Genomic DNA, 25934 nt, shown 5'->3' with positions numbered 1-25934 from the left:
CGAGTATATTATGGCAATACGTGAAAGCAGTCTTAATAGCGCAAAATGGTCTCTGCTCTCTTCAATCAAAATTATTGGCATCGGCGTACTGCAGCTCTCGTTGCTGGCGCAAATCCTGCAGGCGAATGAACTGAACCTGCTGGCGATCGCCGTGATAGCTTTACTGGCTATCGATACGCTGGCCGATCGCGGCTTCTCAAATAAGCTGATCCGCCGCTGTATGCTCTCTATCAACGACCTCTCCACGATTTACTGGGGTAATATGTTGATGGGTGTCGTAGTGTTTGGTCTGTTATTTACGGGCAGTCACCTGCTGAACAGTCTGTTTGGTCAACCTGAACTGGCGTTAATGCTGCAGATGGTCTCAGTGGTGTTTATTATCATCCCACAGGGTCAGCATTACCGTGCGATATTACAGCGCGAAAAACAATATACCCGTATCGCCTTTGCTGAAACCTCAGCAGTATTAGCCGGCCTTGCCGTCACTTTATTTACCGTCTGGCTGACCCCTTCAGTACTGTGTGCGATCTGGGGTTACCTGGCGATGGCATCCATTCGCATGCTGATTTACTGCTACTATGGTCGTTCATGGTTCCAGCCAGAATATCATTTTAGCCTGAAAGCCTTTTCTAAAATTCGTGCAAGAAAAAAATAATAAAATAAGTCTGTTTGGTGGGCTCTGAGCATCTGAAACGATGCGTTGGCGTGCTGTTAACCAGCACGCCTTTTCTTTTCATTTAGCCTGTTGCTTTATTTCTCTAATTCTTCCTTTATCTGCCGCATCCAGCCTTTCTACCTCCTTTATAAACTGACTTACCTCCAGCCGTTGTCTGGCGTTCATGGTCGGTTAATATCCGCTAGTCCGGAACCGTAAAACAGCGGGCCGCAACGCACAAACCTTCTGCAGACTGTGTCTTCTCAGATTTACACAGGCACTCACCGCAGGCTCTGCGCAGAAAAGTCTTTCTATACGGACGCCTTGGCTGGCTGGTATACACTGCGCTTATCCCGGACGCCGATCGCCTGAAAATCTCTGTCGCCGTCTTTCAGGCAAGGATATCGCCTTGCCCCCGTTTTACCGGAGTCTGCTATGTTACTGACCGTTCTCTACATCATTGGTATTACTGCTGAAGCCATGACGGGGGCGCTGGCGGCGGGCCGCCGCAAAATGGATCTGTTCGGTGTTATTATTATCGCCTCAGTGACTGCCATCGGCGGTGGTTCGGTGCGCGACATCCTGCTGGGTCACTATCCGCTGGGCTGGGTAAAAAATCCCGAATACATCATGATTGTGGCGGCAGCAGCGGTCATCACCACGTTCCTGGCACCCCTGATGACACACCTGCGCAAAGTGTTCCTGGTGCTTGATGCATTGGGACTGGTGGTTTTTTCCATTATCGGCGCGCAGGTTGCGCTCGATTCCGGACATGCCATGATTATTGCCGCCATAAGCGCGGTCATTACCGGCGTCTTCGGTGGCGTGCTGCGTGACATGTTCTGTAATCGCATTCCGCTGGTGTTTCAGAAGGAACTTTACGCTGGTATCGCCTTCGCCTCAGGCTGGCTCTATATCCTGCTGCTGAAAACTACGCTGGCACATGAAGCGGTGATAATCATTACCCTGCTGTTCGGCTTCTTTGCCCGTTTACTGGCGCTGCGCTTCCGCCTCGGTTTGCCGATTTTCAACTATCCCCATCCCGAGCATTAAGGAAGAAGGTATGCCTTGCTGCTGCAGGAACGCGATCAGCCTCTGCACACGGGCATCATGGAACTGCGCAACCAGGCGCTTTGCCAGCGCAGCCCCAACACCCGGTAACGCCTGCCAGCCCGCAATATCCCGCTGCATTAAGCTCTCCCACTGCTGATCGGGCAGTGACTTCAGGGCCTTCCGCGGCAGTGAAATACCTAAGGCATCCACCCAGCGACGAAACGGCTGCTGACGGGTGAGATTAAAACGATGCCAGAGCTGACCCGCCCGTTCCGGAGAGAAGCCCGTTGCGGCAGTGATCTGTTCCGGTGTTAACGTCAGCCAGCCGAACAGATGCGTCATACTGCCGGTTTCCAGTAAGCGCAGCCAGGTGCTGCGCTCAACGCCCGGAATATTCAGCACCGTTTTCTGACTGAGCCAGCGTAATTTTGCCAGTAACTGCTTCTGGCACTCCGCACTGAAGGTGTAACAGCTTAGCGGCGTGTAATGCGACGCGTCGGGAGGCTGAGGATAGTCGCGCTCTGCCACGCGCCAGATCACCCGCTCCAGCCGGGGGATCCCCTGACCCGCCAGACTCAGCGTAATCACATCACCCGCCACAATATCGCTCTCCTGCCAGCGACGCAGGGATCCGACATTGACCCGCCTGACAGTCTTGTCATCCAGCTGCACCGGCTGCAGATTAAGGACGGCAGCTATTTTCCCGGTTCGGCCAACCGGAAAATCAACGGAGAGCACTTCAGCGCTGACTTCAGGAGGCTGATACTTCCAGGCAACAGCCCAGGTGCCCTCTCCCGGCAGCCAGTTTTTTCCCGCAGGACGAAGGCTCTGATGAACCACCACGCCATCAGTGACAAAAGGTAGCGCAGCATGGAACCAGCGCTCCCGCCAGGTGGCGACCTCCTCTTCATCTTTGACGCGGTAACTCCATTTTGCGGCAACGCCCAGTCCCCAGCGGCTGAGTTGCTCAAGCCGTTCTGTCATTTTGGCGGGACCATCTGGCCAGGCCCAGATGAAAACATTAAGCGAATTCAGCAGAGGAATCCGTTGCTTGCTCATCATGGCCCCGGCCACCTGTGAGCGCGCATTTTTACCACCATCAACGGCCTGTTGATGACCGGTCATCGTCAGGAATAGCTCACCCTGCAACACCACCTCGTCGAGACGGGTGTCGATATTCAGCGGAATCGCCGGGATCCAGGCGGCTTTAGCCAGCCAATCCTCACCACGTAATCCATCGCCACGGCTTAACAGGGAGACCAGCCTGCCGTGGCGATATACCAGTGAAACGGCGATGCCATCAACTTTGGGCTGCACCCAGAGATCGCCACGCCCCTGCATCCAGTAAGCCAGCGCCAGCTTGTCGCGCATCTTTTTTACACCTGTGTGGGCGACCGGATGCAATGACTTGCCATTACCCGGCAGTTGCGGGGTGTAAACCGGCTGATAAGGGCTAAAGCAGTGCTGCCACTGAATCAGTCGCTGTTGAAGAGCGTCATAATCCGCATCCACCACCGGACTCTGCCCCTGACGATAGTAAGCGTCATCCCAGTGTTGTAGTTGCTGTTGCAGGCGGCGGATCTCTTCAGTCGCCCGAATCGGTGTCCAGACCGGACAAACGGCGCTATGCGCAGGCCATATGACGATCCACAAAACAGCCGCCAACAGCGGCCAGCCGAATCCTTTCATATTCTCTCCCCTGACGTTTTGCGGTATTCAATATCAATGCCCTGGCGTCAGCCAGAGACGATGTCCGGTTGCGGAAGAGATGCCGTAACAATAAAGGATTAATTGCAGCGGCCTGACAGACATTTGCGCGAAGATACGCAAAAGTTGGCTGTTGCCGCTGCGCAAACGCTGCGTGGCAGCGGGAAGCTGTGTATACTGTGCAGGAAATCGACTCCGCTTTTAATCAATTCAAGAAAACCATGGCTCAAGGCACGCTCTATATTGTTTCTGCACCCAGCGGCGCAGGTAAATCCAGCCTGATTCAGGCACTGTTAAAGACCCAGCCGTTGTATGATACGCAGGTCTCTGTTTCGCACACGACACGCGGCATGCGTCCGGGTGAAGCCCATGGCGAACATTACTTTTTCGTTGAGAAACATGAATTTGAGCAGATGATCGCGGAAGATGCCTTCCTCGAACACGCTAAAGTTTTCGACAACTATTACGGTACGTCGCGCCATGCTATTGAGCAGGTGCTGGCAACCGGCGTTGATGTGTTTCTCGACATCGACTGGCAGGGTGCGCAGCAAATTCGCGCCAGAATGCCAGGCGCACGCAGCATCTTCGTTTTACCGCCGTCGAAAGAAGAGCTCGATCGCCGTCTGCGCGGTCGTGGTCAGGATAGCGAAGAGGTCATCACGCGTCGCATGGCGCAGGCGGTAGCGGAAATGAGCCACTACGCCGAGTATGACTATTTAATTGTGAATGATGATTTCGATCTGGCGCTGTCCGATCTGAAAACCATTATTCGCGCCGAACGTCTGCGTATGGCGCGCCAGAAGGCGCGTCACGATGCTTTAATCAGCAAACTGTTGGCAGTCTGAATACAGTTTCAGTATGATGCGCAGTCATTTCTTCATCTGTGGAGTAGCACACCTATGGCACGCGTAACCGTTCAGGACGCAGTAGAAAAAGTTGGTAATCGTTTTGACCTGGTGTTGGTCGCTGCACGTCGTGCACGTCAGATGCAGGTTGGCGGCAAAGATCCGCTGGTTCCGGAAGAGAACGATAAGCCTACCGTTATCGCTCTGCGCGAAATCGAAGAAGGTCTGGTCACCAATCAGATTTTAGATGTGCGTGATCGTCAGGAACAGCAAGAGCAGGAAGCCGCTGAGTTACAGGCCGTTACCGCTATCGCTGAAGGTCGTCGTTAACAGCCACCTGCAGGTCACCCTTGTATCTGTTTGAAAGTCTCAATCAACTGATTGAAAAATACTTGCCAGAGGAGCAGATCAAGCGCCTCCAGCAAGCCTACCTTGTCGCACGTGATGCCCACGAGGGACAGACACGCTCCAGCGGTGAGCCTTATATCACCCATCCGGTTGCCGTGGCCTGTATTCTGGCGGAAATGAAGCTCGACCATGAAACCCTCATGGCCGCGCTGCTGCATGACGTGATCGAAGATACGCCTGCCACTTACCAGGACATGGAACAGCTGTTTGGTAAAAGCGTGGCGGAGCTGGTCGAAGGCGTTTCCAAGCTGGATAAGCTGAAATTTCGCGACAAGAAAGAAGCGCAGGCAGAGAACTTCCGCAAGATGATTATGGCGATGGTGCAGGATATCCGCGTCATTCTCATCAAGCTGGCTGACCGCACCCACAATATGCGCACCCTCGGGTCGTTACGCCCGGACAAGCGTCGCCGCATCGCGCTGGAAACGTTAGAGATTTACAGTCCGCTTGCGCATCGCCTGGGTATTCACCATCTTAAAACGGAGCTGGAAGAGCTCGGTTTTGAGGCTCTCTACCCGAACCGTTATCGGGTAATTAAAGAGGTGGTGAAAGCCGCGCGCGGTAATCGTAAAGAGATGATCCAGAAGATTCTTTCTGAGATTGATGGCCGTTTACAGGAAGCGGGCATTCCCTGCCGCGTCAGCGGTCGTGAAAAGCATCTTTACTCGATCTACCGCAAAATGACGCTGAAAGAGCAGCGTTTTCACTCCATCATGGATATCTATGCCTTTCGCGTCATCGTGAAAGATCTGGATACCTGCTATCGCGTTCTTGGCCAGATGCACAGCTTGTATAAGCCGCGTCCGGGCCGCGTGAAAGATTACATCGCCATCCCCAAGGCCAACGGCTATCAATCGCTCCATACCTCCATGATCGGTCCGCACGGCGTGCCGGTTGAAGTGCAGATTCGCACCGAGGATATGGATCAGATGGCAGAAATGGGGGTCGCTGCGCACTGGGCCTATAAACAGGCGGGCGAAAGTGGCACCACCGCACAGATTCGCGCTCAGCGCTGGCTGCAAAGCCTGCTGGAGCTGCAGCAGAGTGCGGGCAGTTCGTTTGAGTTTATCGAAAGCGTGAAGTCCGATCTCTTTCCCGATGAGATCTACGTCTTTACGCCTGAAGGCCGCATTGTTGAGCTGCCAACCGGCGCGACGCCGGTGGACTTCGCCTATGCGGTTCACACCGACATTGGCCATGCCTGCGTCGGCGCACGCGTTGACCGCCAGCCTTATCCGCTGTCGCAAACCCTGACCAGCGGCCAGACGATTGAGATCATCACCGCGCCAGGCGCCCGTCCCAACGCCGCCTGGCTCAACTTTGTCGTCAGCTCCAAAGCCCGCGCCAAAATTCGCCAGCTGCTGAAAAACCTCAAGCGTGAAGACTCGGTTAATCTGGGCCGCCGCCTGCTCAGCCATGCGCTGGGCGGCAGTCGTAAGCTGGCTGAGATCCCGGCTGAGAATATCCGTCAGGAACTGGACCGTATGAAGCTGACCTCGCTTGACGATCTGCTGGCGGAAATTGGTCTGGGCAATGCGATGAGCGTGGTCGTGGCGAAGAACCTGCTGCAGGCGGACAGCAAGACCATCAGCAGTAACAGCAAGCGCGGTAAGCTGCCGATCAAAGGCGCTGATGGCGTGTTGATTACGTTCGCCAAATGCTGCCGACCAATTCCCGGTGACCCGATTGTTGCTCATGTCAGCCCTGGCAAAGGACTGGTGGTGCATCATGAGTCCTGTCGAAATATTCGCGGCTACCAGAAAGAGCCGGAAAAATTCATGCCGGTCGAGTGGGATAAAGTCACTGAGCAGGAGTTCGTGGCGGAAATCAAAGTCGACATGTTTAACCATCAGGGCGCACTGGCGAACCTGACGGCAGCAATCAATACGGCCGGTTCCAATATTCAGAGCCTGAATACCGAAGAGCGTGATGGCCGCGTCTACAGCGCCTTTATCCGCCTGACCGCACGCGACCGTGTCCATCTGGCGAATATCATGCGTAAAATTCGCGTGATGCCGGATGTGATCAAAGTCCACCGTAACCGTAATTAGGCATGAACGATCAACGTTTTGCCCGGATTCAGGCGATGCTGGCACTGCGCCAGCACGACCTTACGGTCTGTATGGAGCAGGTGCATAAGCCGCACAATGTGTCGGCGGTGATCCGCACGGCCGACGCTGTCGGCATCCACGAAGTACATGCTGTCTGGCCCAGCCAGCGGATGCGCACCCAGGCTTCCGCGTCTGCCGGAAGCAACAGCTGGGTGAAAGTGGTCACCCATCCCACCATTGGCGATGCCGTAACACGGCTTAAACAGCAGAAGATGCAGGTTCTGGCGACCCATCTTTCTGACGATGCCGTAGATTTCCGTGAGATCGATTATACCCTTCCCACCTGCATCCTGATGGGACAGGAAAAAACCGGCATCACTGAAGAAGCACTGGCGCTGGCTGACCGGAAGATCGTAATTCCTATGGTGGGAATGGTGCAGTCGCTGAATGTCTCGGTTGCCTGTGCGCTGATCCTCTATGAAGCACAACGGCAGCGGCAGAATGCCGGTCTTTACCTGCGCGATTACAGCCTGCTGGATGATGATGAGCAGCAACGCCTGCTGTTCGAAGGCGGATACCCGGTGCTGGCGCGGGTCGCAAAGCAGAAAGGTTTACCCTATCCGCGCATCAATGCTCAGGGCGAAGTGGACGCCGATCCCATCTGGTGGGCAACCATGCAGTCGACCGGTAAAAAAAGATGAAGGGCCGTCTGCTGGATGCCATCCCGCTCAGTACCCTGACCGGCGTCGGTGCCAGCCAGGCAGCAAAACTGGCCAAAATTGACCTGCACACCATTCAGGATCTCCTGCTTCATCTCCCGCTACGCTACGAAGATCGCACCCAGCTTTATGCCATTGACGATCTGCTGCCCGGTATCTGGGCCACCGTAGAAGGCGAAGTGCTGCATACCGACATCACCTTTGGTCGCCGCCGGATGATGGTGTGCCAGATCAGCGATGGTAGTGGTGTCCTGACGATGCGCTTCTTCAACTTCAATGCCGGGATGAAGAACAACCTGTCGCCGGGCCGACGCGTCACCGCCTATGGCGAGATTAAACGCGGTCAGCGCGGTGCCGAGATTATTCATCCCGAATACCGCATCCAGGGCGAACAGAGCAATGTAGCGCTGGAAGAGACCTTAACACCAGTTTATCCCACCACTGAAGGCATCCGACAGGCTACACTGCGTAATCTTACCGATCAGGCGTTGACGCTGCTGGAGAGCTGCCCGATTGCCGAGTTGCTGCCGAAGGAACTGAGCGGCGGCTTGATCAGCCTGCCTGATGCACTGCGCACACTGCATCGTCCGCCGCCCGATCTCCGGCTCAGTGAGCTGGAAAGTGGCCGTCATCCGGCGCAGCGCAGGTTGATTCTGGAAGAGCTGCTGGCGCACAACCTCAGCATGCTGGCGGTACGCGCCGGTGCTCAGCGCTATTACGCGTTACCGATGCCGCCGCGACACAACCTTAGCGATCAGCTGCTGGCCGCGCTGCCCTTCTCACCGACCAATGCGCAGAAACGCGTGGTGGCGGAGATAGAGAAAGATCTGGCCAATGATTTTCCGATGATGCGGCTGGTGCAGGGCGATGTCGGCTCGGGCAAGACACTGGTTGCTGCGCTCTCTGCGCTGAACGTTATCGCCCATGGCAAGCAGGTTGCGCTGATGGCGCCGACCGAACTGCTGGCTGAACAGCACGCCAGTAACTTCCGTCAGTGGTTTGCGCCGCTGGGGATAGAAGTGGGCTGGCTGGCCGGAAAACAGAAAGGCAAAGCCCGCCAGGCCCAGCAGGAAGCGATAGCCAGTGGTCAGGTGGCGATGGTCGTGGGCACACACGCGCTGTTTCAGGAGCAGGTACAGTTTAATGGTCTGGCGCTGGTGATTATTGATGAGCAGCACCGATTCGGCGTCCACCAGCGACTGGCCTTATGGGAAAAAGGCGAGGAACAGGGTTTCCATCCGCATCAGCTGATCATGACCGCCACCCCCATTCCGCGCACCCTGGCGATGACGGCTTATGCCGATCTTGATACCTCAACTATCGATGAGCTGCCGCCGGGACGAACACCGGTGACCACCGTCGCTATCCCCGATACGCGACGCGATGAGATTGTGGCGCGGGTTGAGCATGCCTGCCGCGAGGGCCGTCAGGCCTACTGGGTCTGCACCCTGATTGAAGAGTCCGAATTGCTGGAAGCGCAGGCGGCAGAAGCCAGCTGGGAATCCCTGAAAACGGCGCTTCCCGACTTAAACATCGGACTGGTACATGGCCGGATGAAGCCCGCGGAAAAGCAGGCGGTGATGCAGGCCTTTAAAGCGAATGAGCTGCAGCTGCTGGTGGCGACGACAGTCATCGAGGTCGGCGTTGACGTGCCGAATGCCAGCCTGATGATTATCGAAAACCCGGAGCGGTTAGGGCTGGCGCAGCTGCATCAGCTGCGTGGTCGTGTAGGTCGTGGTGCTGTAGCATCGCACTGTGTGCTGCTCTATAAAGCGCCACTGAGCAAGACGGCGCAAAAGCGTCTTCAGGTGCTGCGCGACAGCAATGATGGCTTTGTCATTGCCCAGTTCGATCTGGAGATTCGCGGGCCGGGTGAACTACTGGGCACGCGTCAGACCGGCAACGCCGAATTCAAAGTAGCCGACCTGCTACGTGATGCCGCGATGGTGCCGGAAGTGCAGCGCGTGGCGCGCCACATCCACCAGCACTATCCCGAGCAGGCCAGCGCCCTGATTGAACGCTGGCTGCCAGAGACCACCCGCTATACCAATGTCTGAGTGCGTTCCATTCTGGTACGGCCTTTTTTATCTTCACCGGGCAAACGATTGCTTTTAGCCTGCGGATGATTACAATCGCCACACTATTTTTTGGGAAGAACAGAAGATGTCCACCACTCCTCAGCCAGACCAGCCTTCCGCCACGAAAAGTGAACTGATTTATCGCCTTGAAGATCGTCCACCCCTGCCGCAAACGCTGTTTGCCGCCGGTCAGCACCTGCTGGCCATGTTTGTCGCGGTTATTACGCCTGCGATTCTGATTTGTCAGGCGCTGGGCCTGCCTGCAGAAGATACCCGGCACGTGATCAGCATGTCGCTGTTTGCATCGGGCGTGGCATCACTGCTGCAAATCAAAACCTGGGGACCAGTAGGTTCGGGCCTGCTGTCGATTCAGGGCACCAGCTTCAACTTCGTGACGCCTCTGATTATGGGCGGGATGGCGCTGAAAAATGGCGGCGCTGACGTGCCCACCATGATGGCGGCACTGTTTGGCACGCTGATGGTAGCCTCCTGTACCGAAATGGTGCTGTCGCGCGTATTGCATCTGGCGCGCCGGATCATTACGCCGCTGGTTTCCGGTATCGTGGTGATGATTATTGGCCTGTCGCTGATTCAGGTCGGCCTAACCTCCATTGGCGGTGGTTTCAGTGCGATGAATGACCATACCTTTGGCGCGCCGAAAAATCTGATGCTGGCCGGAGCCGTGCTGCTGGTGATCGTGCTGCTGAACCGACAGAAGAATCCCTACCTGCGCGTCGCCTCTCTGGTGATTGCCATGGCGGTAGGCTATCTGCTGGCCTGGACGATGGGTATGCTGCCTGCGGCAGGTATTCCCGCTGATCAGCCGCTAATCATGGTACCCACCCCGCTCTACTATGGGCTGGGCTTCGACTGGAATCTGCTTATCCCGCTGATGCTGGTATTTATGGTTACCTCTCTGGAGACCATCGGCGATATCACCGCCACCTCGGATGTTTCAGAACAGCCGGTGAGCGGCCCACTCTATATGAAACGTCTGAAAGGTGGGGTGCTGGCGAATGGTCTTAACTCCTTTGTCTCCGCGCTGTTTAATACCTTCCCTAACTCCTGTTTCGGCCAGAACAATGGCGTCATTCAGTTAACCGGCGTAGCCAGCCGCTACGTGGGCTTTGTTGTCGCGCTGATGCTGATTGTGCTGGGGTTGTTCCCGGCGGTCAGTGGTCTGGTTCAGCTCATTCCTGAACCGGTGCTCGGCGGTGCAACCATTGTGATGTTCGGCACCATCGCCGCCTCGGGTGTTCGCATCGTGTCACGCGAGCCGCTTAACCGTCGTGCCATCATGATCATCGCACTATCGCTGGCGGTGGGCCTTGGCGTTTCCCAGCAGCCGCTGATCCTGCAGTTTGCGCCTGACTGGCTGAAAACCCTGCTCTCTTCCGGCATTGCGGCGGGCGGCATTACCGCCATTGTGCTCAACCTGATTTTCCCGCAAGAGAAGTAAGTCCACAGGCAGGCTTCGGCCTGCCTGCTAATTATTCGGATTTACATCCAGGCTGTTGAGCTGTAACGGTAATTCAGGCATAACAACCTCTCACCGGATTTAACTCGGGAAGGATGCTATGAAATTTCTTGGAAAGTTTTTCCTCACCTTACTTTTGCTGCTGCTTTTCACCCTTGTGGTGATCTATGTATTGCTGCAGACACAGTGGGGTGCAGGCTGGTTTAGCCGTTGGGTGAGCGACAAAACCGAATGGCATCTCTCCCTGAGTAAAATTGAACACAATTTCTCTTCTTCCTCTCATATCATTCTGGATGACTTCAGCTTTGGTCATGATGGGCAGCCTGCGGTTCTGGTAGCGAAACGGGTCGATCTCGGTCTGGCTCTGATTCAGTTTAGCGATCCACTGCATTTCAGTAGCCTTGAATTGCGCGACGGGGAAGTGAATCTGGCCAATCTGACGCCAGGCAGTGCGCTACCCATTCAGGCCGATCGCCTGCAGCTCAATAACATGCGTATCGACAGCCCCAACAGCACGTTACCGCTGTTTGCTCAGCAGGTTAATGGCGGCATTCTGCCGTGGAAACCCACAGCCCTCAATATGCTGGGTCGCGATGCCCGTTTCCAGATGAGTGCAGGCAGCATGACGCTGAATAAGGTGCCCGCTGAAAACGTCCTGATTCAGGGCAGTGTTTCCCAGAACCGGATGCGCTTTGATAATATTGGTGCCGACCTGGCGCGTGGATCCATGACCGGCAGCGGTGAGCGCGATGCCCAGGGCAACTGGAAAATCAATCAGCTACGACTGAATGATATTCGTCTGCAGACTGCCAGCAGCCTGAAAGATTTCCTGCATCGCCTGCAGGTGGTTCCCTCGATTGCCATTACGCGCCTCGACATGACCGATGCCCGCCTGCAGGGGCCTGACTGGGCGGTGACAGATCTTGACCTGACGCTGAGAAACGTTAACTGGCAGGGCGATGACTGGCAGAGTAATGATGGTTCGCTGGCGCTGAATGCCAGCAATTTTATCAACGGTGGATTCGAGCTTAATGACCCTATCGTTAACCTGGATTTCTCGCCGCAGGGTCTGGCGCTAACGCAGTTCAGTTCACGCTGGGCGAACGGGGTGATTCGGGCTGACGGTGACTGGTCACGCAGTGATAAACGCCTGACGCTGAAAAATCTGGCTATTGCCGGACTGGAATATACCCTGCCGCAGGACTGGCGTGACCGCTGGCAGGCGGCACTGCCCGCGTGGCTGGATAGCGTAGCGGTGACGCGTTTCACCTCTAATCGTAACCTGATTATCGACATCAATCCGGCGTTTCCCTTCCAGCTGACCTCACTGGACGGATCCGGCGAGAACCTGCTGCTGGCGCAGCAGCATCAGTGGGGGATCTGGTGGGGTAAGCTTAGCCTGAATGCGGCAGAGTCGACTTTTAACCGTACCGATCTGCGTCACCCATCCATTACGCTGAATGCAGACACGCAGCAGATTCAGGTGACCGAGCTGAGTGCGTTCAGTAACAAGGGGCTGCTTGAAGGGACGGCTACCGTCGGCCAGCAGCCAGCGCGCCCGCTGACGCTGCAATTGACGGGGCGTGCAGTGCCGGTGAATGTGTTGCAGAACTGGGGATGGCCCGCCTTGCCGTTAACCGGTGACAGTAATATGCAGCTGCAATTGAGTGGCGCTTTAGCCGCAGGCCAGCCATTACGCCCAACGGTCAATGGCACGCTGTCGGTGACAACGGATAGTCAGCAGGTGCAGCAGACCATGCAGGCTGGCGAGGTTCGTTAATAACTTAAGGGCCGCAGATGCGGCCCTTATGGTTAGTTGATACGTGCGCCGGAACCGCCCTCTTCCAGCGGCCCATCCGGATCGGCGGGCAGGACGATATAAACTCCCTCAAACACCGCGCCACATTCATCATCGCCAAACAGCTCCACTTCAAGCTGAACGCGTGCTTTACGTCCGCGAGCCAGACGGTCAAGGTCGCCGCTAAGTGAGCCGAGATCGGCAATCGCGCCAGGTCGTCCGCTGATAGGGCGGCTATAGCGGATGTGCGCATCTGCCAGAATAATGGTGCCGCCGAGATGGCGTTCGCGCAGCAGCAGCCAGATCAATCCCCAGCCGGTCAGCGTGGCCAGCGAGAAAAGGCTGCCAGCGAACAGGGTGTGATGTGGATTCTGGTTGCCCGCTTCAGGCATGGTGGTGATAAATTTCTGCCCGGTAAACTGCAGGATACGCACACCCATCTTCTCGCTGAGCGGAATATGATCATACCAGGCCTGTTGTAGCTGACCGCACCAGTCGGCGCGATGCAGGATATCATCGAGCGTAACAACCGGCTTGATCATCAGAAAGTGGCGTACCGGCGTCGTCTGCGGCGCGGTAATCTCACCCTGATTGATGTAGCCGAGCTTGGCGAAGAAAGCGACCGCATCTTCACGGGCACTGCAGGTTACCCGCTTCGCGCCTTCCTGACGCGCTACCGACTCCAGGGTCATGGCCATCAGCGTACCCAGCCCTTTCCCCTGCACAGACGGATGAACAGCCATGAAGCGGATAGCGGCCTCATTATCGGCGTTGATGTAGAGACGGCCAATGGCGACCGGATTTCCCTGCTCATCAACCACCATCTGATGATGTGCCAGGGCATCCCAGGCGTCACGTTCCGACCCCTGCGGCTGACGCAGTGGTTTACGCAACATCTCCCAGCGGAACTGATAATAGATATCCAGCTCTTCCGCCGTCTGTGGCACGCGAAGGTGATACATGTAATGTTTCTCCCGCTCGGCCAGGTGGCCTGTTCCCTGCCGCTCCGCTTGCGATCTCAAACCTGTAACCAGAACGTCACAGGACCATCATTCACCAGCGAGACCTGCATATCCGCAGCAAAACGGCCATTTGCCGTGGTCATGCCCTGCTGACGACAGCAGTCGCTGAAGTATTCATACAGGCGTTCGGCCTCAGCAGGCTCCGCACCGCCTGAAAAGGAGGGGCGCATCCCTTTTTGCGTATCTGCGGCCAGCGTAAACTGCGATACCACCAGCACGCTTCCGCCCGCCTGGCGGACACTCAGGTTCATTTTGCCCTGTTCATCACTAAAGATGCGATAGCCCAGTACGCGTTCTGCGAGACGTTCCGCACGCGCGTTGTCATCACCCTTTTCCACGCCCAGCAAAACCAGTAAACCGGCACCGATTTCGCCGATAACGTTCTGATCGACGCTGACGCTGGCGCGCTGCACGCGTTGGATCAATGCAATCATGTTTCCTCGCGTTGTTCTTCTTTGTGCTGCTGTTTTAACTGCCGATAGTCGGCTAACGCGACGGTAATTTCAGCGCCTAACAACACAATACACCAGGTCCAGTAGACCCAGAGAAACAGAATCGGGATCACGGCCAGTACGCCGTAGATCAGCTGATAAGAGGGGAACATAGTAACATAGAGCGCAAAGCCCTTTTTACCCAGCTCAAACAGCGCACCTGCAACCAGCGCGCCAATCAGCGCATCGCGTGGCGGTACCCGCTGGGTAGGCACAATGCTGTAGAGCAACCAGAAGGCGAGCCACGACAGCAGAAGCGGGAAAATGCGCAGCATCTGATCGACCAGGCTGGTGACGCCGGTCGCATTAATCCAGCGCAGTGACAGCAGATAGGAGCTGATCGCCAGGCTGGCACCTGCCAGCAGCGGGCCGAGCGTCAGAATCATCCAGTAGACCGCAAAGGAGTAAACCATTGGCCGCTTCTTGTTGCTGCGCCAGATGGTATTTAACGCGGTATCAACCGAATGCATCAGCAGCAAGGCCGTCACGATCAGGCCGACAGCCCCGACCGCCGTCATCCGGTTTACGTTAGCCACAAACTGCTCAAGATAGCGTTGCAACGTGTTGCCTGCAGCCGGCATCAGATTGTTAAAGACAAACTGTTTCAACTGCACGCTGATATCAGAGAAGACCGGGAACGCCGCAAACAGGGCAAACACCACCGCAATCAGCGGAACCAGCGCCAGCAATGAGACATAAGCCAGATTACCGGCCTGAGTCGTCATGCCATCCTCATCAATGCGTTTCCATAACAGCCTGAGCCACAACCAGAACGCATGCAGCCCGGGACGAAATTTACCTGACATCATGGGTTAAGATTGACCTGCAAACCAGTCAGGTACCGTTTTACTGTCAGTAACCAGTACACTTTCAATGCCCAGGGCGCGCGCCGCCTCAATGTTATCCGGGTTATCGTCGAAAAACACCGTTTGATCGGCAGTCACACCCTCCGCGTCCAGCACATGCTGATAAATCCGGGCTTCCGGTTTACGCATACCCAGCTCCTGCGAGAGATAGAGTTTGTCTGCCGCCTGCTGTACGTCGGGATACTGCGTCGGCCAGAATTCGCAATGCAGCTTATTCGTGTTAGAGAGGATCACCACCCGATGACCTTCAAGTCGCAGCCGGTTCATCAGCGCCAGGGTTTCAGGACGTACGTCCACGAAGACCGCCTGCCAGCCAGCAGTAAACTGTTCATAACTCAGCGCGATTTCCAGCTTTTCACACAGTGCAAGCGCGAAGTTTTCGTCGCTGAGCTCACCACGTTCGTGTTGTTCAAACGCTTCGTCCATCTGGAAATGGCTTTGCAGCGAGGCCAGTGGCACACGGCTAAGGTCACTCCAGACACCCAGCACGCGGTTAAAGTCGATATCAATAATCACATTGCCCAAATCAAAGATATACAGCATGGTGTGTCTCCTTCTGTTCCCTGGAGTATTCACTCTAGCGGCAAAAGTGCAGGCTGAACAGGCACGCGTGGAGAGAAAAGCGTAAACGCCAGAAGATGGATAAAACGCACCCAAATATTTACTGGCCCGACTGAAGAAGCCGGAATTTCAGGCAAAAAAAAGCCCCGCATGCGGGGCTTTTATCAGTTAAAGGCGCATTTATGCGTCTTTAGGACCACGTGAAGCACGTTTACGGTCGTTTTCCGTCAGGTGACGTTTACGGATACGCACTGACAGCGGTGTTACTTCAACCAGTTCGTCATCATCGATGAACTCGATCGCCTGTTCCAGCGTCATTTTCTGCGGTGGAACCAGTGTCGTTGCTTCATCAGTACCGGAAGCACGCATGTTGGTCAGCTTCTTACCGGTCAGACAGTTTACGGTCAGGTCGTTAGAACGGCTGTGAATACCGATGATCTGGCCTTCATAGACTTCTGCACCGTGACCCAGGAACAGCTTACCGCGATCCTGCAGACCGAACAGAGCGAACGCTACGGCTTTACCCTGACCGTTAGAGATCAGTACGCCGTTCTGACGCTGGCCCACTTCGCCTGGACGGATATCGTCGTAGTGGCTGAAGGTAGAGTAGAGCAGACCGGTACCGGACGTCATGGTCATGAATTCGTTACGGAAGCCAATCAGGCCACGGCTTGGGATCACGTAGTCGAGACGTACGCGGCCTTTGCCATCCGGATCCATGTTTTTCAGATCGCCTTTACGCTCACCCATGGCTTGCATAACGGAACCCTGATGCGTTTCTTCGATATCCAGCGTGACGTTCTCAAATGGCTCCTGTTTACGGCCTTCGAATTCGCGGAAGATAACTTTCGGACGGGATACCGCCAGTTCGAAACCTTCACGACGCATGTTTTCGATCAGAACTGACAGGTGCAGCTCACCACGACCTGATACGCGGAAGGCGTCAGAATCTTCAGTTTCTTCAACACGCAATGCCACGTTGTGAACCAGTTCTTTGTTCAGACGCTCAAGGATCTGACGTGAAGTCACGTATTTACCTTCTTTACCGCAGAACGGTGAGGTGTTGACGTTAAAGAACATGGTTACGGTTGGTTCATCGACGCTCAGGGCTGGCAGCGCTTCCACATTCTGCGTGTCACAGATAGTGTCAGAGATGTTCAGCTCGCCCAGACCGGTGATAGCAATGATATCGCCCGCTTCTGCCAGGTCGCTGTCGATACGCTCAAGACCCAGATGAGTCAGGACTTTACCGACTTTAGCGTTACGGGTTTTGCCTTCGCTATCGATGATAGTGACTTGCTGGTTAGGCTTAACTTTACCGCGCTTGATACGGCCGATGCCGATCACGCCCAGGTAGTTGTTGTAGTCCAGCTGAGAGATTTGCATCTGCAGTGGGGCATCAGCCTCAACCTGCGGAGGCGCAACGTGGTCAACGATCGCCTGATACAGCGGGGTCATATCGTCAGCCATGTCGGTGTGCTCAAGACCCGCAATACCATTCAGCGCAGAGGCGAAAATGATAGGGAAGTCGAGCTGCTCGTCAGTGGCATCCAGGTTTACGAACAGGTCAAATACCTGATCCACAACCCAATCCGGACGCGCACCCGGGCGGTCTACTTTGTTGATAACCACAATCGGCTTCAGACCATGCGCGAACGCTTTTTTGGTCACGAAGCGGGTTTGCGGCATAGGGCCATCCATCGCATCTACAACCAGCAGCACCGAGTCCACCATGGACATGACGCGCTCAACTTCACCACCGAAGTCGGCGTGTCCTGGGGTATCAACGATGTTGATACGGTAGTCATTCCACTTAATGGCGGTGTTTTTTGCGAGGATGGTAATCCCACGCTCTTTCTCCAAATCATTGGAGTCCATCACGCGCTCGGTTGCTTCGGTACGGGCATCAAAAGTACCGGATTGTTGCAGCAGTTTGTCAACCAGGGTGGTCTTTCCATGGTCAACGTGCGCGATGATGGCGATGTTACGCAAATTTTCGATCACAGCTTTGCCTCAGGCATTAGAAATAGCGCGGTATTGTACACGGATTAAGCGGAAGACTGAACAGGATCACACTTTTCACTGAAAGTTTATTGCATCGACGCAAATTTGCCCTGTTCCCGGTGCAGAAAATGCACTAAGTTGGTCCTGTGCACCAAAATAGTGCTATCAAATCACTGTTAAGCACCATAATGGTGCGCTAAGACCATCGTGGTGCAGGCGCTTTATGACAAAAAGGTGCATCACAAGGGGATTTAAGCAACATCAAAAAAGTTGGCACAGAATTCGCTTTGTCTGATACAAGCGTAAACGCCAGTCAGATGTCGGTTGAAGAGCGTGCCGGAAGAGATGAGTCAGGGAGTGGTTTTCCCAAACGCATTCCGGAAACGACGTTTCCTCGCCATGTAGATAATGAAAGACCATTTCCAGGAGAGTTGAGTATGTCCGCTGAACACGTTCTCTCGATGATGAACGAGCATGAAGTTAAGTTTGTTGACCTGCGTTTTACCGATACCAAAGGTAAAGAACAGCACGTTACGATCCCTGCTCACCAGGTTAACGCTGACTTCTTCGAAGAAGGCAAAATGTTCGATGGTTCGTCTATTGGCGGCTGGAAAGGCATTAACGAATCAGACATGGTGCTGATGCCTGACGCCACCACGGCAGTCATGGATCCTTTCTTCGAAGATTCTACGCTGATCATCCGTTGTGACATTCTTGAGCCAGGCACCATGCAGGGCTACGATCGCGATCCACGCTCTATCGCCAAGCGCGCTGAAGATTACCTGCGCTCTTCCGGCATCGCGGACACCGTGCTGTTTGGACCAGAACCCGAATTCTTCCTGTTCGATGACATCCGTTTCGGTTCATCAACGTCCGGCTCACATGTGGCTATCGACGATATCGAAGCGGCATGGAACACAGGTAAAGAGTACGAAGGCGGTAACAAAGGTCACCGTCCAGGTCTGAAAGGCGGCTACTTCCCGGTTCCACCGGTTGACTCATCCCAGGACATCCGTTCTGCCATGTGTCTGACCATGGAGCAGATGGGCCTGGTTGTTGAAGCGCATCACCACGAAGTGGCGACCGCAGGTCAGAACGAAGTGGCAACCCGCTTCAATACCATGACCAAAAAAGCGGACGAAATTCAGATCTACAAATATGTCGTTCACAACGTTGCGCACGCTTACGGCAAAACGGCGACCTTCATGCCGAAGCCAATGTTTGGCGACAACGGTTCAGGCATGCACTGCCACATGTCACTCTCTAAAGGCGGCCAGAACCTGTTTGCCGGCGATAAGTACGGCGGCCTGTCTGAAATGGCGCTGTTCTATATCGGCGGTATCATCAAGCACGCGAAAGCGATCAACGCCCTGGCGAACCCGACAACCAACTCTTACAAGCGTCTGGTTCCGGGTTACGAAGCACCGGTTATGCTGGCTTACTCTGCCCGTAACCGTTCTGCCTCAATCCGTATCCCGGTTGTTGCCAGCCCGAAAGCCCGTCGTATTGAAGCGCGTTTCCCGGATCCAGCAGCTAACCCATACCTGGCGTTCACCGCGCTGCTGATGGCTGGCCTGGATGGCATCATCAACAAAATCCATCCTGGTGACGCGATGGATAAGAATCTGTATGACCTGCCACCGGAAGAAGAAGCTGAGATTCCAAAAGTTGCAGGCTCTCTGGAAGAAGCGCTGAATGCACTGAACGAAGACCGCGAGTTCCTGACCCGTGGCGGTGTATTCACAGACGAATCGATCGATGCTTACATCGAACTGCGTAAAGCCGAGATGGATCGCGTTCGCATGACGCCACACCCGGTTGAGTTCGAGCTTTACTACAGCGTTTAACTGGTCAGACGTTTTTGTTGCCGTGGAAACTTTTAGCCCATCTTCGGATGGGCTTTTTTCTCCGCGAATTCACCGTTCATTCGCCCTCTATTCGGCTTAAAGACTACAATGCACCTGACTGGTGCAGAGGAACGTTGTATGGCAACTGGCTCTCTGCCCGATGCAGGGCAGATTCTCAACGCGTTAATCAACAGTATTTTGTTAGTGGATAACGATCTGGTTATTCATTACGCCAATCCGGCGGCGCAGCAATTACTGGCGCAAAGCTCACGCAAATTGTTCGGCACACCATTACCGGAATTAACCGGCTACTTTTCGCTGAATATTGAGGTGATGCGCGAGAGTCTTGAGGCTGGCCAGGGATTTACTGACAGTGAGGTCACGCTGGTGGTAGATGGTCGCGCACATATTATGTCGCTGACCGCCCAGCGGTTACCCGATGGCTTAATTTTGATGGAAATGGCGCCGATGGATAATCAGCGTCGCCTCAGTCAGGAGCAGTTACAGCATGCGCAGCAGGTGGCTGCTCGCGACCTGGTTCGCGGTCTGGCCCATGAGATTAAAAATCCGCTGGGCGGATTACGCGGCGCGGCACAGCTTCTATCCCGCGCCCTGCCCGATCCGTCACTAAATGAATACACCAAAGTGATCATTGAACAGGCCGACCGGTTGCGAAATCTGGTGGATCGTCTGTTAGGACCGCAGCAGCCAGGCATGCACATCACGCAGAGCATTCATCAGGTGGCCGAACGGGTGGTCAATCTGGTGTCGATGGAGCTGCCGGAGAATGTTTCGCTGGTACGGGATTACGACCCCAGCCTGCCGGAACTGCCGCATGACCCTGACCAGATAGAACAGGTGCTGCTTAACGTGGTTCGCAACGCACTTCAGGCGCTGGGCGACGACGGTGGCACCATTGTTATCCGCACCCGCACCGCTTTTCAGTTGACGCTGCACGGCACGCGTTATCGCCTGGTGGCACGTATTGATATTGAAGATGATGGCCCCGGCATTCCGGCCCAGCTGCAGGATACGCTGTTTTATCCGATGGTCAGCGGACGTGAAGGCGGAACCGGTTTAGGCCTCTCCATCGCCCGTAGCCTGATTGATCAACATTCAGGAAAAATAGAATTTAACAGTTGGCCGGGACACACCGAATTTTCGGTTTACCTGCCTATTCGCCAGTGAGGTTTCTATGCAACGAGGGATAGTCTGGATCGTCGATGACGATAGCTCCATCCGCTGGGTGCTTGAACGCGCGCTCACTGGAGCCGGTTTGAGCTGCGCGACGTTTGACAGCGCAAGCGAGGTGCTGGATGCCCTCTCAACCAAGACCCCGGACGTTTTACTGTCAGATATTCGCATGCCCGGTATGGATGGCCTGGCGCTGCTGAAACAGATTAAACAGCGTCATCCGATGCTTCCGGTCATCATAATGACGGCGCATTCGGATCTGGACGCAGCCGTCAGCGCTTATCAGCAGGGTGCCTTTGATTACCTGCCTAAACCGTTTGATATCGATGAAGCCGTTGCGCTGGTCGAGCGTGCTATCAGTCACTATCAGGAGCAGCAGCAGCCGCGTAATCAGCCTGTCAGCGGACCCACCACCGATATCATTGGTGAAGCGCCGGCGATGCAGGATGTGTTTCGTATCATCGGCCGGTTATCGCGCTCGTCGATCAGTGTGCTGATCAACGGCGAATCCGGTACCGGTAAAGAGCTGGTAGCTCATGCGCTGCATCGCCACAGTCCGCGTACCAAAGCGCCTTTTATTGCGCTGAACATGGCGGCGATTCCCAAAGATTTGATTGAGTCCGAACTGTTCGGTCACGAGAAAGGTGCCTTTACCGGCGCAAACCAGATCCGTCAGGGCCGTTTTGAGCAGGCGGATGGCGGCACGCTGTTTCTGGATGAGATCGGTGATATGCCGCTGGATGTGCAGACCCGTCTGCTGCGCGTGCTGGCCGATGGTCAGTTCTATCGCGTTGGTGGCTATGCACCGGTCAAAGTGGATGTGCGTATTATCGCGGCGACCCACCAGAATCTGGAATTACGCGTACAGGAAGGCAAGTTCCGTGAGGATCTTTTTCACCGCCTGAATGTGATTCGCGTGCATCTGCCACCGCTGCGTGAGCGTCGTGAGGACATCCCGCGTCTGGCACGTTACTTCCTGCAGGTGGCGGCCCGAGAGCTGGGAGTGGAAGCGAAGATTCTGCATCCGGAAACCGAGACCGCCTTAACCCGGCTTCACTGGTCCGGTAACGTCCGTCAGCTGGAAAACACCTGTCGCTGGCTGACCGTGATGGCGGCGGGCCAGGAAGTACTGATTCAGGATCTGCCCGGGGAACTGTTTGAATCCAGTACCCCGGAAAATCCGGTGCAGTCGCTGCCTGACAGCTGGGCAACCCTGCTGGCACAGTGGGCCGACCGCGCCCTGCGTTCCGGTCATCAGAATCTGCTGTCAGAAGCCCAGCCAGAGATGGAGCGTACGCTGCTCACTACTGCGCTGCGTCATACGCAAGGCCATAAGCAGGAAGCAGCACGTCTGCTGGGCTGGGGACGAAACACGCTGACGCGCAAGCTGAAAGAGCTTGGCATGGAATAAGCGGTTCAGTACGGGCTGGAGTGGTTGCCAGCCCGTTTCTTCAGATAACGCGTGAGAACTGCTGCTGACGCGCTTTCTGACGCAGATAACGATCAAAACACATGCAGATATTACGAATCAGTAAGCGGCCAATCCCCGTCACCTCCAGCCCGCCAGCCGTTTGTACTACCAGCCCGTCGGCAATTAACGGTTTCAGCAACGCCAGATCCTCAGCAAAATAGTCGCTGAAGCAGATTCCCCATTGCGCTTCTGTCGCGGCAAAATCCAGCGAGAAGTTACAGATCAGCGTTTTAATCACGTCACGACGCAGGCAATCATCGTCGGTTAAGGCGATGCCGCGCCACAGGCCATTCCCCTGCTGTTCAACACTCTTGTACCAGGTGTTGAGGTCTTTCTGGTTCTGCGCATAACTGTCGCCAATCATGCTGATGGCTGAAACGCCAAGCCCCAGCAAATCGCTGTCGCCCTGTGTCGTGTATCCCTGGAAATTGCGATGCAGCTGCCCTTTTCGCTGCGCGATGGCCAGCTCATCCTGCGGCTTTGCAAAGTGATCCATCCCGATAAACTGGTAGCCCTGCTGAGTCAGCGTCGCGATGGTCTGCTGTAAGATATCCAGCTTTTGCTGAGCAGATGGCAGTTCGTCCTCTTTGATTTTACGCTGTGCCGCGAACATCGCTGGCAGATGCGCATAGTTAAACACGCTAAGGCGATCGGGATTGAGTGCCAGTACCCGCTCCAGCGTCCAGGCAAAGCTGGCTGGCGTCTGCAGGGGCAAGCCATAGATCAGGTCGATGCTGACAGAGCTGAAGCCCTGTTCACGGGCGCGCGCCATCAGGCCAAAAATTACCTCTTCGTCCTGCACCCGGTTAACCCGTTCCTGCACCGATTTATTGAAGTCCTGTACTCCCATGCTCAGACGATTGAATCCCAGCGATCGCAGGTGATCAATCACATCCAGCTCTATTTCCCGGGGATCAACTTCGATCGACATTTCGGCCTCATCAGCCACGCTGAAATGCTGCTTGAGCAAACCCACCAGCCGCGAAATCTGCGCATTATCGAGAAAGGTTGGCGTGCCGCCGCCCCAGTGAAGCTGCGTGACCTGACGCTGACGAAATAGCGGCGCACGCTGAATAATCTCCTGCTCAAGCACATCCAGATAACGGTCCGCTTTGTGGCGCTGACGGGTCACAATCTTATTACAGCCGCAGAAGTAGCAGAGACGATGGCAGAAGGGAATATGGACGTAGAGCGAGAGCGGACGATCAGGGTAGCGCGTCACGGCTCGCTGAAAATCGCCTTGTGCATAGTGCTCGCTGAACTCCAGCGCGGTGGGATAAGAGGTGTAACGCGGGCCGGCATAATTGTACTTTTCAATTAACGCCTGATCCCACTCAATCTGCTGCGATGGCATGCTCACTCCTTCCGGTGACGTCGTCTGAGAGAAGGTCGCGAAGAAGAGGAGATGAAAGGTGAGCGGGTCGAGACCCGACGTAAACGTTGCTTCAGCCGCGACAGGCGTCGTAGTTTAAACAATAACCACAGCAGATAACATGTCGCCAGCAGCGCGAAAATTGATCCAGGCCAAAACATTGTTGTTTACCTGATAAGTACGGCATGCGGAAACCGCATGCCGATCAAATCTGCTTAGTTGCCCTTCAGCAGACGGTACATATCTTCTTCAGCCTGCTCATCGTCGGCATCATCCATCACAATGCCTAACTGCTCCATCAGTTCGTCGATACGGTCCAGCGAAGCATCCAGCCAGCCCTGATCTTCTGCCGACAGCGTTTCGCCATTTTCCAGACGATCCAGCAGCGCATCCAGACGCTCGTCATTTTCCAGCTTCGCCAGCTCTTCTTCGGGTGTCAGACGCACTTTCTTCTCAGATGCCGGTTTTGCCACGCTTTTCTTTGGTTTAACGGCTGCGGTTTTCCCCTCAGCAATCAGAGCTACCGGTTTTTTACTTCCGATACGCGGATCTTTTACGCTGCTCTCCTGACGTCCGCCGTTGCTTTCGGACGCAGCCGGATTAGCACGGCTGCCAGATGCGTGTCCGCGATGCTTTTTATCACGTTTGCGATCGCGTGCTTCATGGTTGATATCGTCACGCGATTTGCGTTTGGCTTTGACGGCAGGTTTGCCGTTAGCAGCTCGTGCAGGTTGCTTCATAGTATTCAGTCCCGGCTTTTTTATTCAGTATAGAATTGCGGCGAAATCTAGCAGAAACCAGGCAAAGAAAAAAGGCGACAGCTCAAGCTGTCGCCTTATTTCATACCTTCGTAAGAAGGAATCATGTTTTAAGTCCTTTTCGGCTCGTAACATCCCGGTTAATCCCGCGCCTGCTCAACTCCTGAGCTTTTCCTTATCCCTGTCTGGCCGTATCCCTGACCGTTTCCATTCCACCGCTCGTTGCCTTCCTGACATCCCTGAGCGCATCATCCTGATGTGTGCTGCCGTTCACTGCACAATAATGTAGACCAACTGGTAAAAGCCTCAAGTCGATGGCAAAAATAGTTAGTTCAAAAAAAGAACAATAACAGTCAAAGCCATGAATTTTAATGATTTTTATTTTTAGTAATTAAAGTAAAAAGCGAAATAACCCGCAGCCTGAATGGCAAATCTCTTACACACTTTGTTATCGAGATGTGATTGAGCACTTTCGCGCCATAACGCGTATAATCGCCGCCATTGCCTTAATGCGTTTTCTGGAGTGTTACCTTGTCTGAATTGAATTATCACGTTACCCACTTTGTCATGAGCGCGCCGGATATCCGTCATCTGCCTGCCGATACCGGAATTGAAGTGGCTTTTGCTGGCCGTTCGAACGCGGGAAAATCGAGTGCGCTGAATACGTTAACCAATCAGAAGGGTCTGGCACGTACCAGTAAAACGCCGGGACGTACGCAGCTGATTAACCTTTTCGAAGTGAAAGAGGGTAAGCGTCTGGTCGACCTGCCCGGTTACGGTTATGCCGAAGTGCCGGAAGAGATGAAGCTCAAGTGGCAACGTGCGTTAGGGGAATACCTGCAAAAACGTCAGGCATTGAAAGGACTGGTCGTGTTGATGGATATCCGTCACCCGCTGAAAGACCTTGATCGACAGATGATTCAGTGGTCAGTGGAAAGCGGTATTCCGGTGCTGTTACTTCTGACTAAAGCAGACAAACTGGCCTCAGGTGCCCGTAAAGCGCAGCTCAATGTCGTGCGTGAAGCTGCACTCGAATTCGCTGGTGATGTGCAGGTAGAGCTCTTCTCCTCGCTGAAGAAAATCGGCGTGGATAAGGTTCGTCAGAAGCTGGACAGCTGGTTTAATACGCTTGAACCGGCGGTTGAGGATCCGGACGGGGAAGAGTAACTGGCAACCCGGTGCCGCTGAAGCTGGCGGTGCAAAAAGCCCAATAAAAAACGCCCCAGTCACAGAATGACTGGGGCGGCTAAATTCAGCCAAATCCGATTACGTGAAGTAAAAGGTCTGAAAGATAGAACATCTTACCTCTGTACCCTACGCGACGAACTTTACCTGATTTTCTGTGCGTGACAAAGGCTTTTTTGTTGCTTACTTACATCAGGCAGGACTTTTTTTACCATACACATCACAAAAATAGCGTTGCGATGTAGTTAAATAACGAAAAAAGTGTTTAGCCGATAAGCAGTTATAAAAACGCTTAATCTCAGTACCAGCGCTGGCCGGTCTAAACCAGGGAATTAAACGATTAACTTATACCTGATTAAGGGTCGATTCCGC

At 54.7% G+C, this 25934-nt stretch carries 22 protein-coding genes; 13 read left to right on the top strand and 9 right to left on the bottom strand.

From position 1 onward, the window contains the following. Positions 1–10 precede the first annotated feature (10 nt). Both K6R05_RS00530 and K6R05_RS00525 read left to right on the top strand, forming a co-directional pair. Positions 11–655 carry an oligosaccharide flippase family protein gene (locus K6R05_RS00530; RefSeq protein WP_222924823.1) on the top strand — a complete coding sequence of 215 codons (645 nt, stop codon included), beginning with the start codon at positions 11–13 and terminating at the stop codon, positions 653–655. Between the two features lie 435 nt (positions 656–1090). Next, positions 1091–1708: a trimeric intracellular cation channel family protein gene (locus K6R05_RS00525; protein WP_161732927.1), complete on the top strand. Its 618-nt coding sequence runs from the start codon at positions 1091–1093 to the stop codon at positions 1706–1708. Here K6R05_RS00525 and ligB read toward each other — a convergent pair. Further along, positions 1646–3397: an NAD-dependent DNA ligase LigB gene (gene ligB / locus K6R05_RS00520; protein ID WP_222924822.1), complete on the bottom strand. Its 1752-nt coding sequence runs from the start codon at positions 3395–3397 to the stop codon at positions 1646–1648. The two genes, K6R05_RS00525 and ligB, sit on opposite strands and share 63 nt — an antisense overlap. Positions 3398–3636: 239 nt before the next feature. Here ligB and gmk point away from each other — a divergent pair, with 239 nt between their 5' ends. The 7 genes from gmk (at position 3637) to K6R05_RS00485 (ending at position 12773) form a co-directional block, all read left to right on the top strand. Beyond that, positions 3637–4260 carry a guanylate kinase gene (gene gmk, locus K6R05_RS00515; RefSeq protein ID WP_161732923.1) on the top strand — a complete coding sequence of 208 codons (624 nt, stop codon included), beginning with the start codon at positions 3637–3639 and terminating at the stop codon, positions 4258–4260. A 54-nt stretch (positions 4261–4314) separates the two neighbouring features. Next, positions 4315–4590 (top strand): DNA-directed RNA polymerase subunit omega, encoded by a 276-nt coding sequence (rpoZ, locus tag K6R05_RS00510; protein WP_003851346.1) that lies wholly within the window; start codon positions 4315–4317, stop codon positions 4588–4590. 20 nt (positions 4591–4610) lie between these two features. Further along, positions 4611–6719: a bifunctional GTP diphosphokinase/guanosine-3',5'-bis pyrophosphate 3'-pyrophosphohydrolase gene (gene spoT, locus K6R05_RS00505; protein WP_161732921.1), complete on the top strand. Its 2109-nt coding sequence runs from the start codon at positions 4611–4613 to the stop codon at positions 6717–6719. Between the two features lie 2 nt (positions 6720–6721). Beyond that, entirely contained in the window at positions 6722–7420 is a 699-nt protein-coding gene (trmH, locus tag K6R05_RS00500) for a tRNA (guanosine(18)-2'-O)-methyltransferase TrmH (RefSeq protein WP_222924821.1), read from the top strand. After that, positions 7417–9495: an ATP-dependent DNA helicase RecG gene (gene recG / locus K6R05_RS00495; protein WP_161732917.1), complete on the top strand. Its 2079-nt coding sequence runs from the start codon at positions 7417–7419 to the stop codon at positions 9493–9495. Before trmH ends, recG begins: the two co-directional genes overlap by 4 nt. A gap of 106 nt (positions 9496–9601) precedes the next feature. Continuing rightward, entirely contained in the window at positions 9602–10975 is a 1374-nt protein-coding gene (locus K6R05_RS00490) for a nucleobase:cation symporter-2 family protein (protein WP_161732915.1), read from the top strand. A 118-nt stretch (positions 10976–11093) separates the two neighbouring features. Then, positions 11094–12773 carry an AsmA family protein gene (locus K6R05_RS00485; RefSeq protein WP_222924820.1) on the top strand — a complete coding sequence of 560 codons (1680 nt, stop codon included), beginning with the start codon at positions 11094–11096 and terminating at the stop codon, positions 12771–12773. Between the two features lie 32 nt (positions 12774–12805). On the opposite strand, the gene fabY is transcribed toward K6R05_RS00485, so the two are convergent. From fabY to typA, 5 genes are all read right to left on the bottom strand, one after another. Further along, positions 12806–13753: a fatty acid biosynthesis protein FabY gene (gene fabY, locus K6R05_RS00480; protein ID WP_013359528.1), complete on the bottom strand. Its 948-nt coding sequence runs from the start codon at positions 13751–13753 to the stop codon at positions 12806–12808. Between the two features lie 56 nt (positions 13754–13809). After that, positions 13810–14247 (bottom strand): D-aminoacyl-tRNA deacylase, encoded by a 438-nt coding sequence (gene dtd, locus K6R05_RS00475; protein WP_222924819.1) that lies wholly within the window; start codon positions 14245–14247, stop codon positions 13810–13812. Continuing rightward, a complete protein-coding gene (locus K6R05_RS00470) occupies positions 14244–15113 on the bottom strand; it encodes a virulence factor BrkB family protein (protein ID WP_161732909.1) in 870 nt (289 codons plus the stop codon). The genes dtd and K6R05_RS00470 overlap by 4 nt, the downstream gene beginning before the upstream one ends. A gap of 3 nt (positions 15114–15116) precedes the next feature. Next, the gene (gene yihX / locus K6R05_RS00465; protein ID WP_161732907.1) at positions 15117–15713 is read right to left on the bottom strand and encodes a glucose-1-phosphatase; all 597 of its coding nucleotides are present in this window, start codon (positions 15711–15713) and stop codon (positions 15117–15119) included. A 198-nt stretch (positions 15714–15911) separates the two neighbouring features. Beyond that, the gene (typA, locus tag K6R05_RS00460) at positions 15912–17735 is read right to left on the bottom strand and encodes a ribosome-dependent GTPase TypA (RefSeq protein WP_033734551.1); all 1824 of its coding nucleotides are present in this window, start codon (positions 17733–17735) and stop codon (positions 15912–15914) included. A 437-nt stretch (positions 17736–18172) separates the two neighbouring features. Between typA and glnA the strand changes: the two genes are divergently transcribed. The 3 genes from glnA to glnG all read left to right on the top strand — a co-directional run bounded on the left by glnA (position 18173) and on the right by glnG (position 22187). Then, positions 18173–19582 carry a glutamate--ammonia ligase gene (glnA, locus tag K6R05_RS00455; RefSeq protein WP_013359533.1) on the top strand — a complete coding sequence of 470 codons (1410 nt, stop codon included), beginning with the start codon at positions 18173–18175 and terminating at the stop codon, positions 19580–19582. A gap of 138 nt (positions 19583–19720) precedes the next feature. After that, a complete protein-coding gene (glnL, locus tag K6R05_RS00450; RefSeq protein WP_013359534.1) occupies positions 19721–20770 on the top strand; it encodes a nitrogen regulation protein NR(II) in 1050 nt (349 codons plus the stop codon). A gap of 7 nt (positions 20771–20777) precedes the next feature. After that, entirely contained in the window at positions 20778–22187 is a 1410-nt protein-coding gene (glnG, locus tag K6R05_RS00445; RefSeq protein WP_010258440.1) for a nitrogen regulation protein NR(I), read from the top strand. Positions 22188–22227: 40 nt separating this feature from the next. Here glnG and hemN read toward each other — a convergent pair whose 3' ends face one another. Continuing rightward, positions 22228–23601, bottom strand: coding sequence for an oxygen-independent coproporphyrinogen III oxidase (gene hemN / locus K6R05_RS00440; protein WP_222924818.1), 1374 nt, complete (start codon positions 23599–23601; stop codon positions 22228–22230). Positions 23602–23834: 233 nt separating this feature from the next. Beyond that, entirely contained in the window at positions 23835–24359 is a 525-nt protein-coding gene (gene yihI, locus K6R05_RS00435) for a Der GTPase-activating protein YihI (RefSeq protein ID WP_161732904.1), read from the bottom strand. 549 nt (positions 24360–24908) lie between these two features. On the opposite strand from yihI, the gene yihA reads away from it, so the two are divergent. Further along, positions 24909–25544, top strand: a complete 636-nt coding sequence (gene yihA, locus K6R05_RS00430) for a ribosome biogenesis GTP-binding protein YihA/YsxC (protein WP_161732902.1) — start codon at positions 24909–24911, stop codon at positions 25542–25544. Between the two features lie 85 nt (positions 25545–25629). Here yihA and spfP read toward each other — a convergent pair whose 3' ends face one another. Continuing rightward, positions 25630–25677 (bottom strand): small protein SpfP, encoded by a 48-nt coding sequence (gene spfP, locus K6R05_RS22455; RefSeq protein WP_071892919.1) that lies wholly within the window; start codon positions 25675–25677, stop codon positions 25630–25632. Positions 25678–25934 lie beyond the last annotated feature (257 nt).

The sequence above is a fragment of the Pantoea alfalfae genome, assembly GCF_019880205.1.
Lineage (GTDB): Bacteria > Pseudomonadota > Gammaproteobacteria > Enterobacterales > Enterobacteriaceae > Pantoea > Pantoea alfalfae.
Note: the sequence above shows the minus strand (reverse complement) of the source record. Positions and strands in the feature narration are given on the sequence as shown.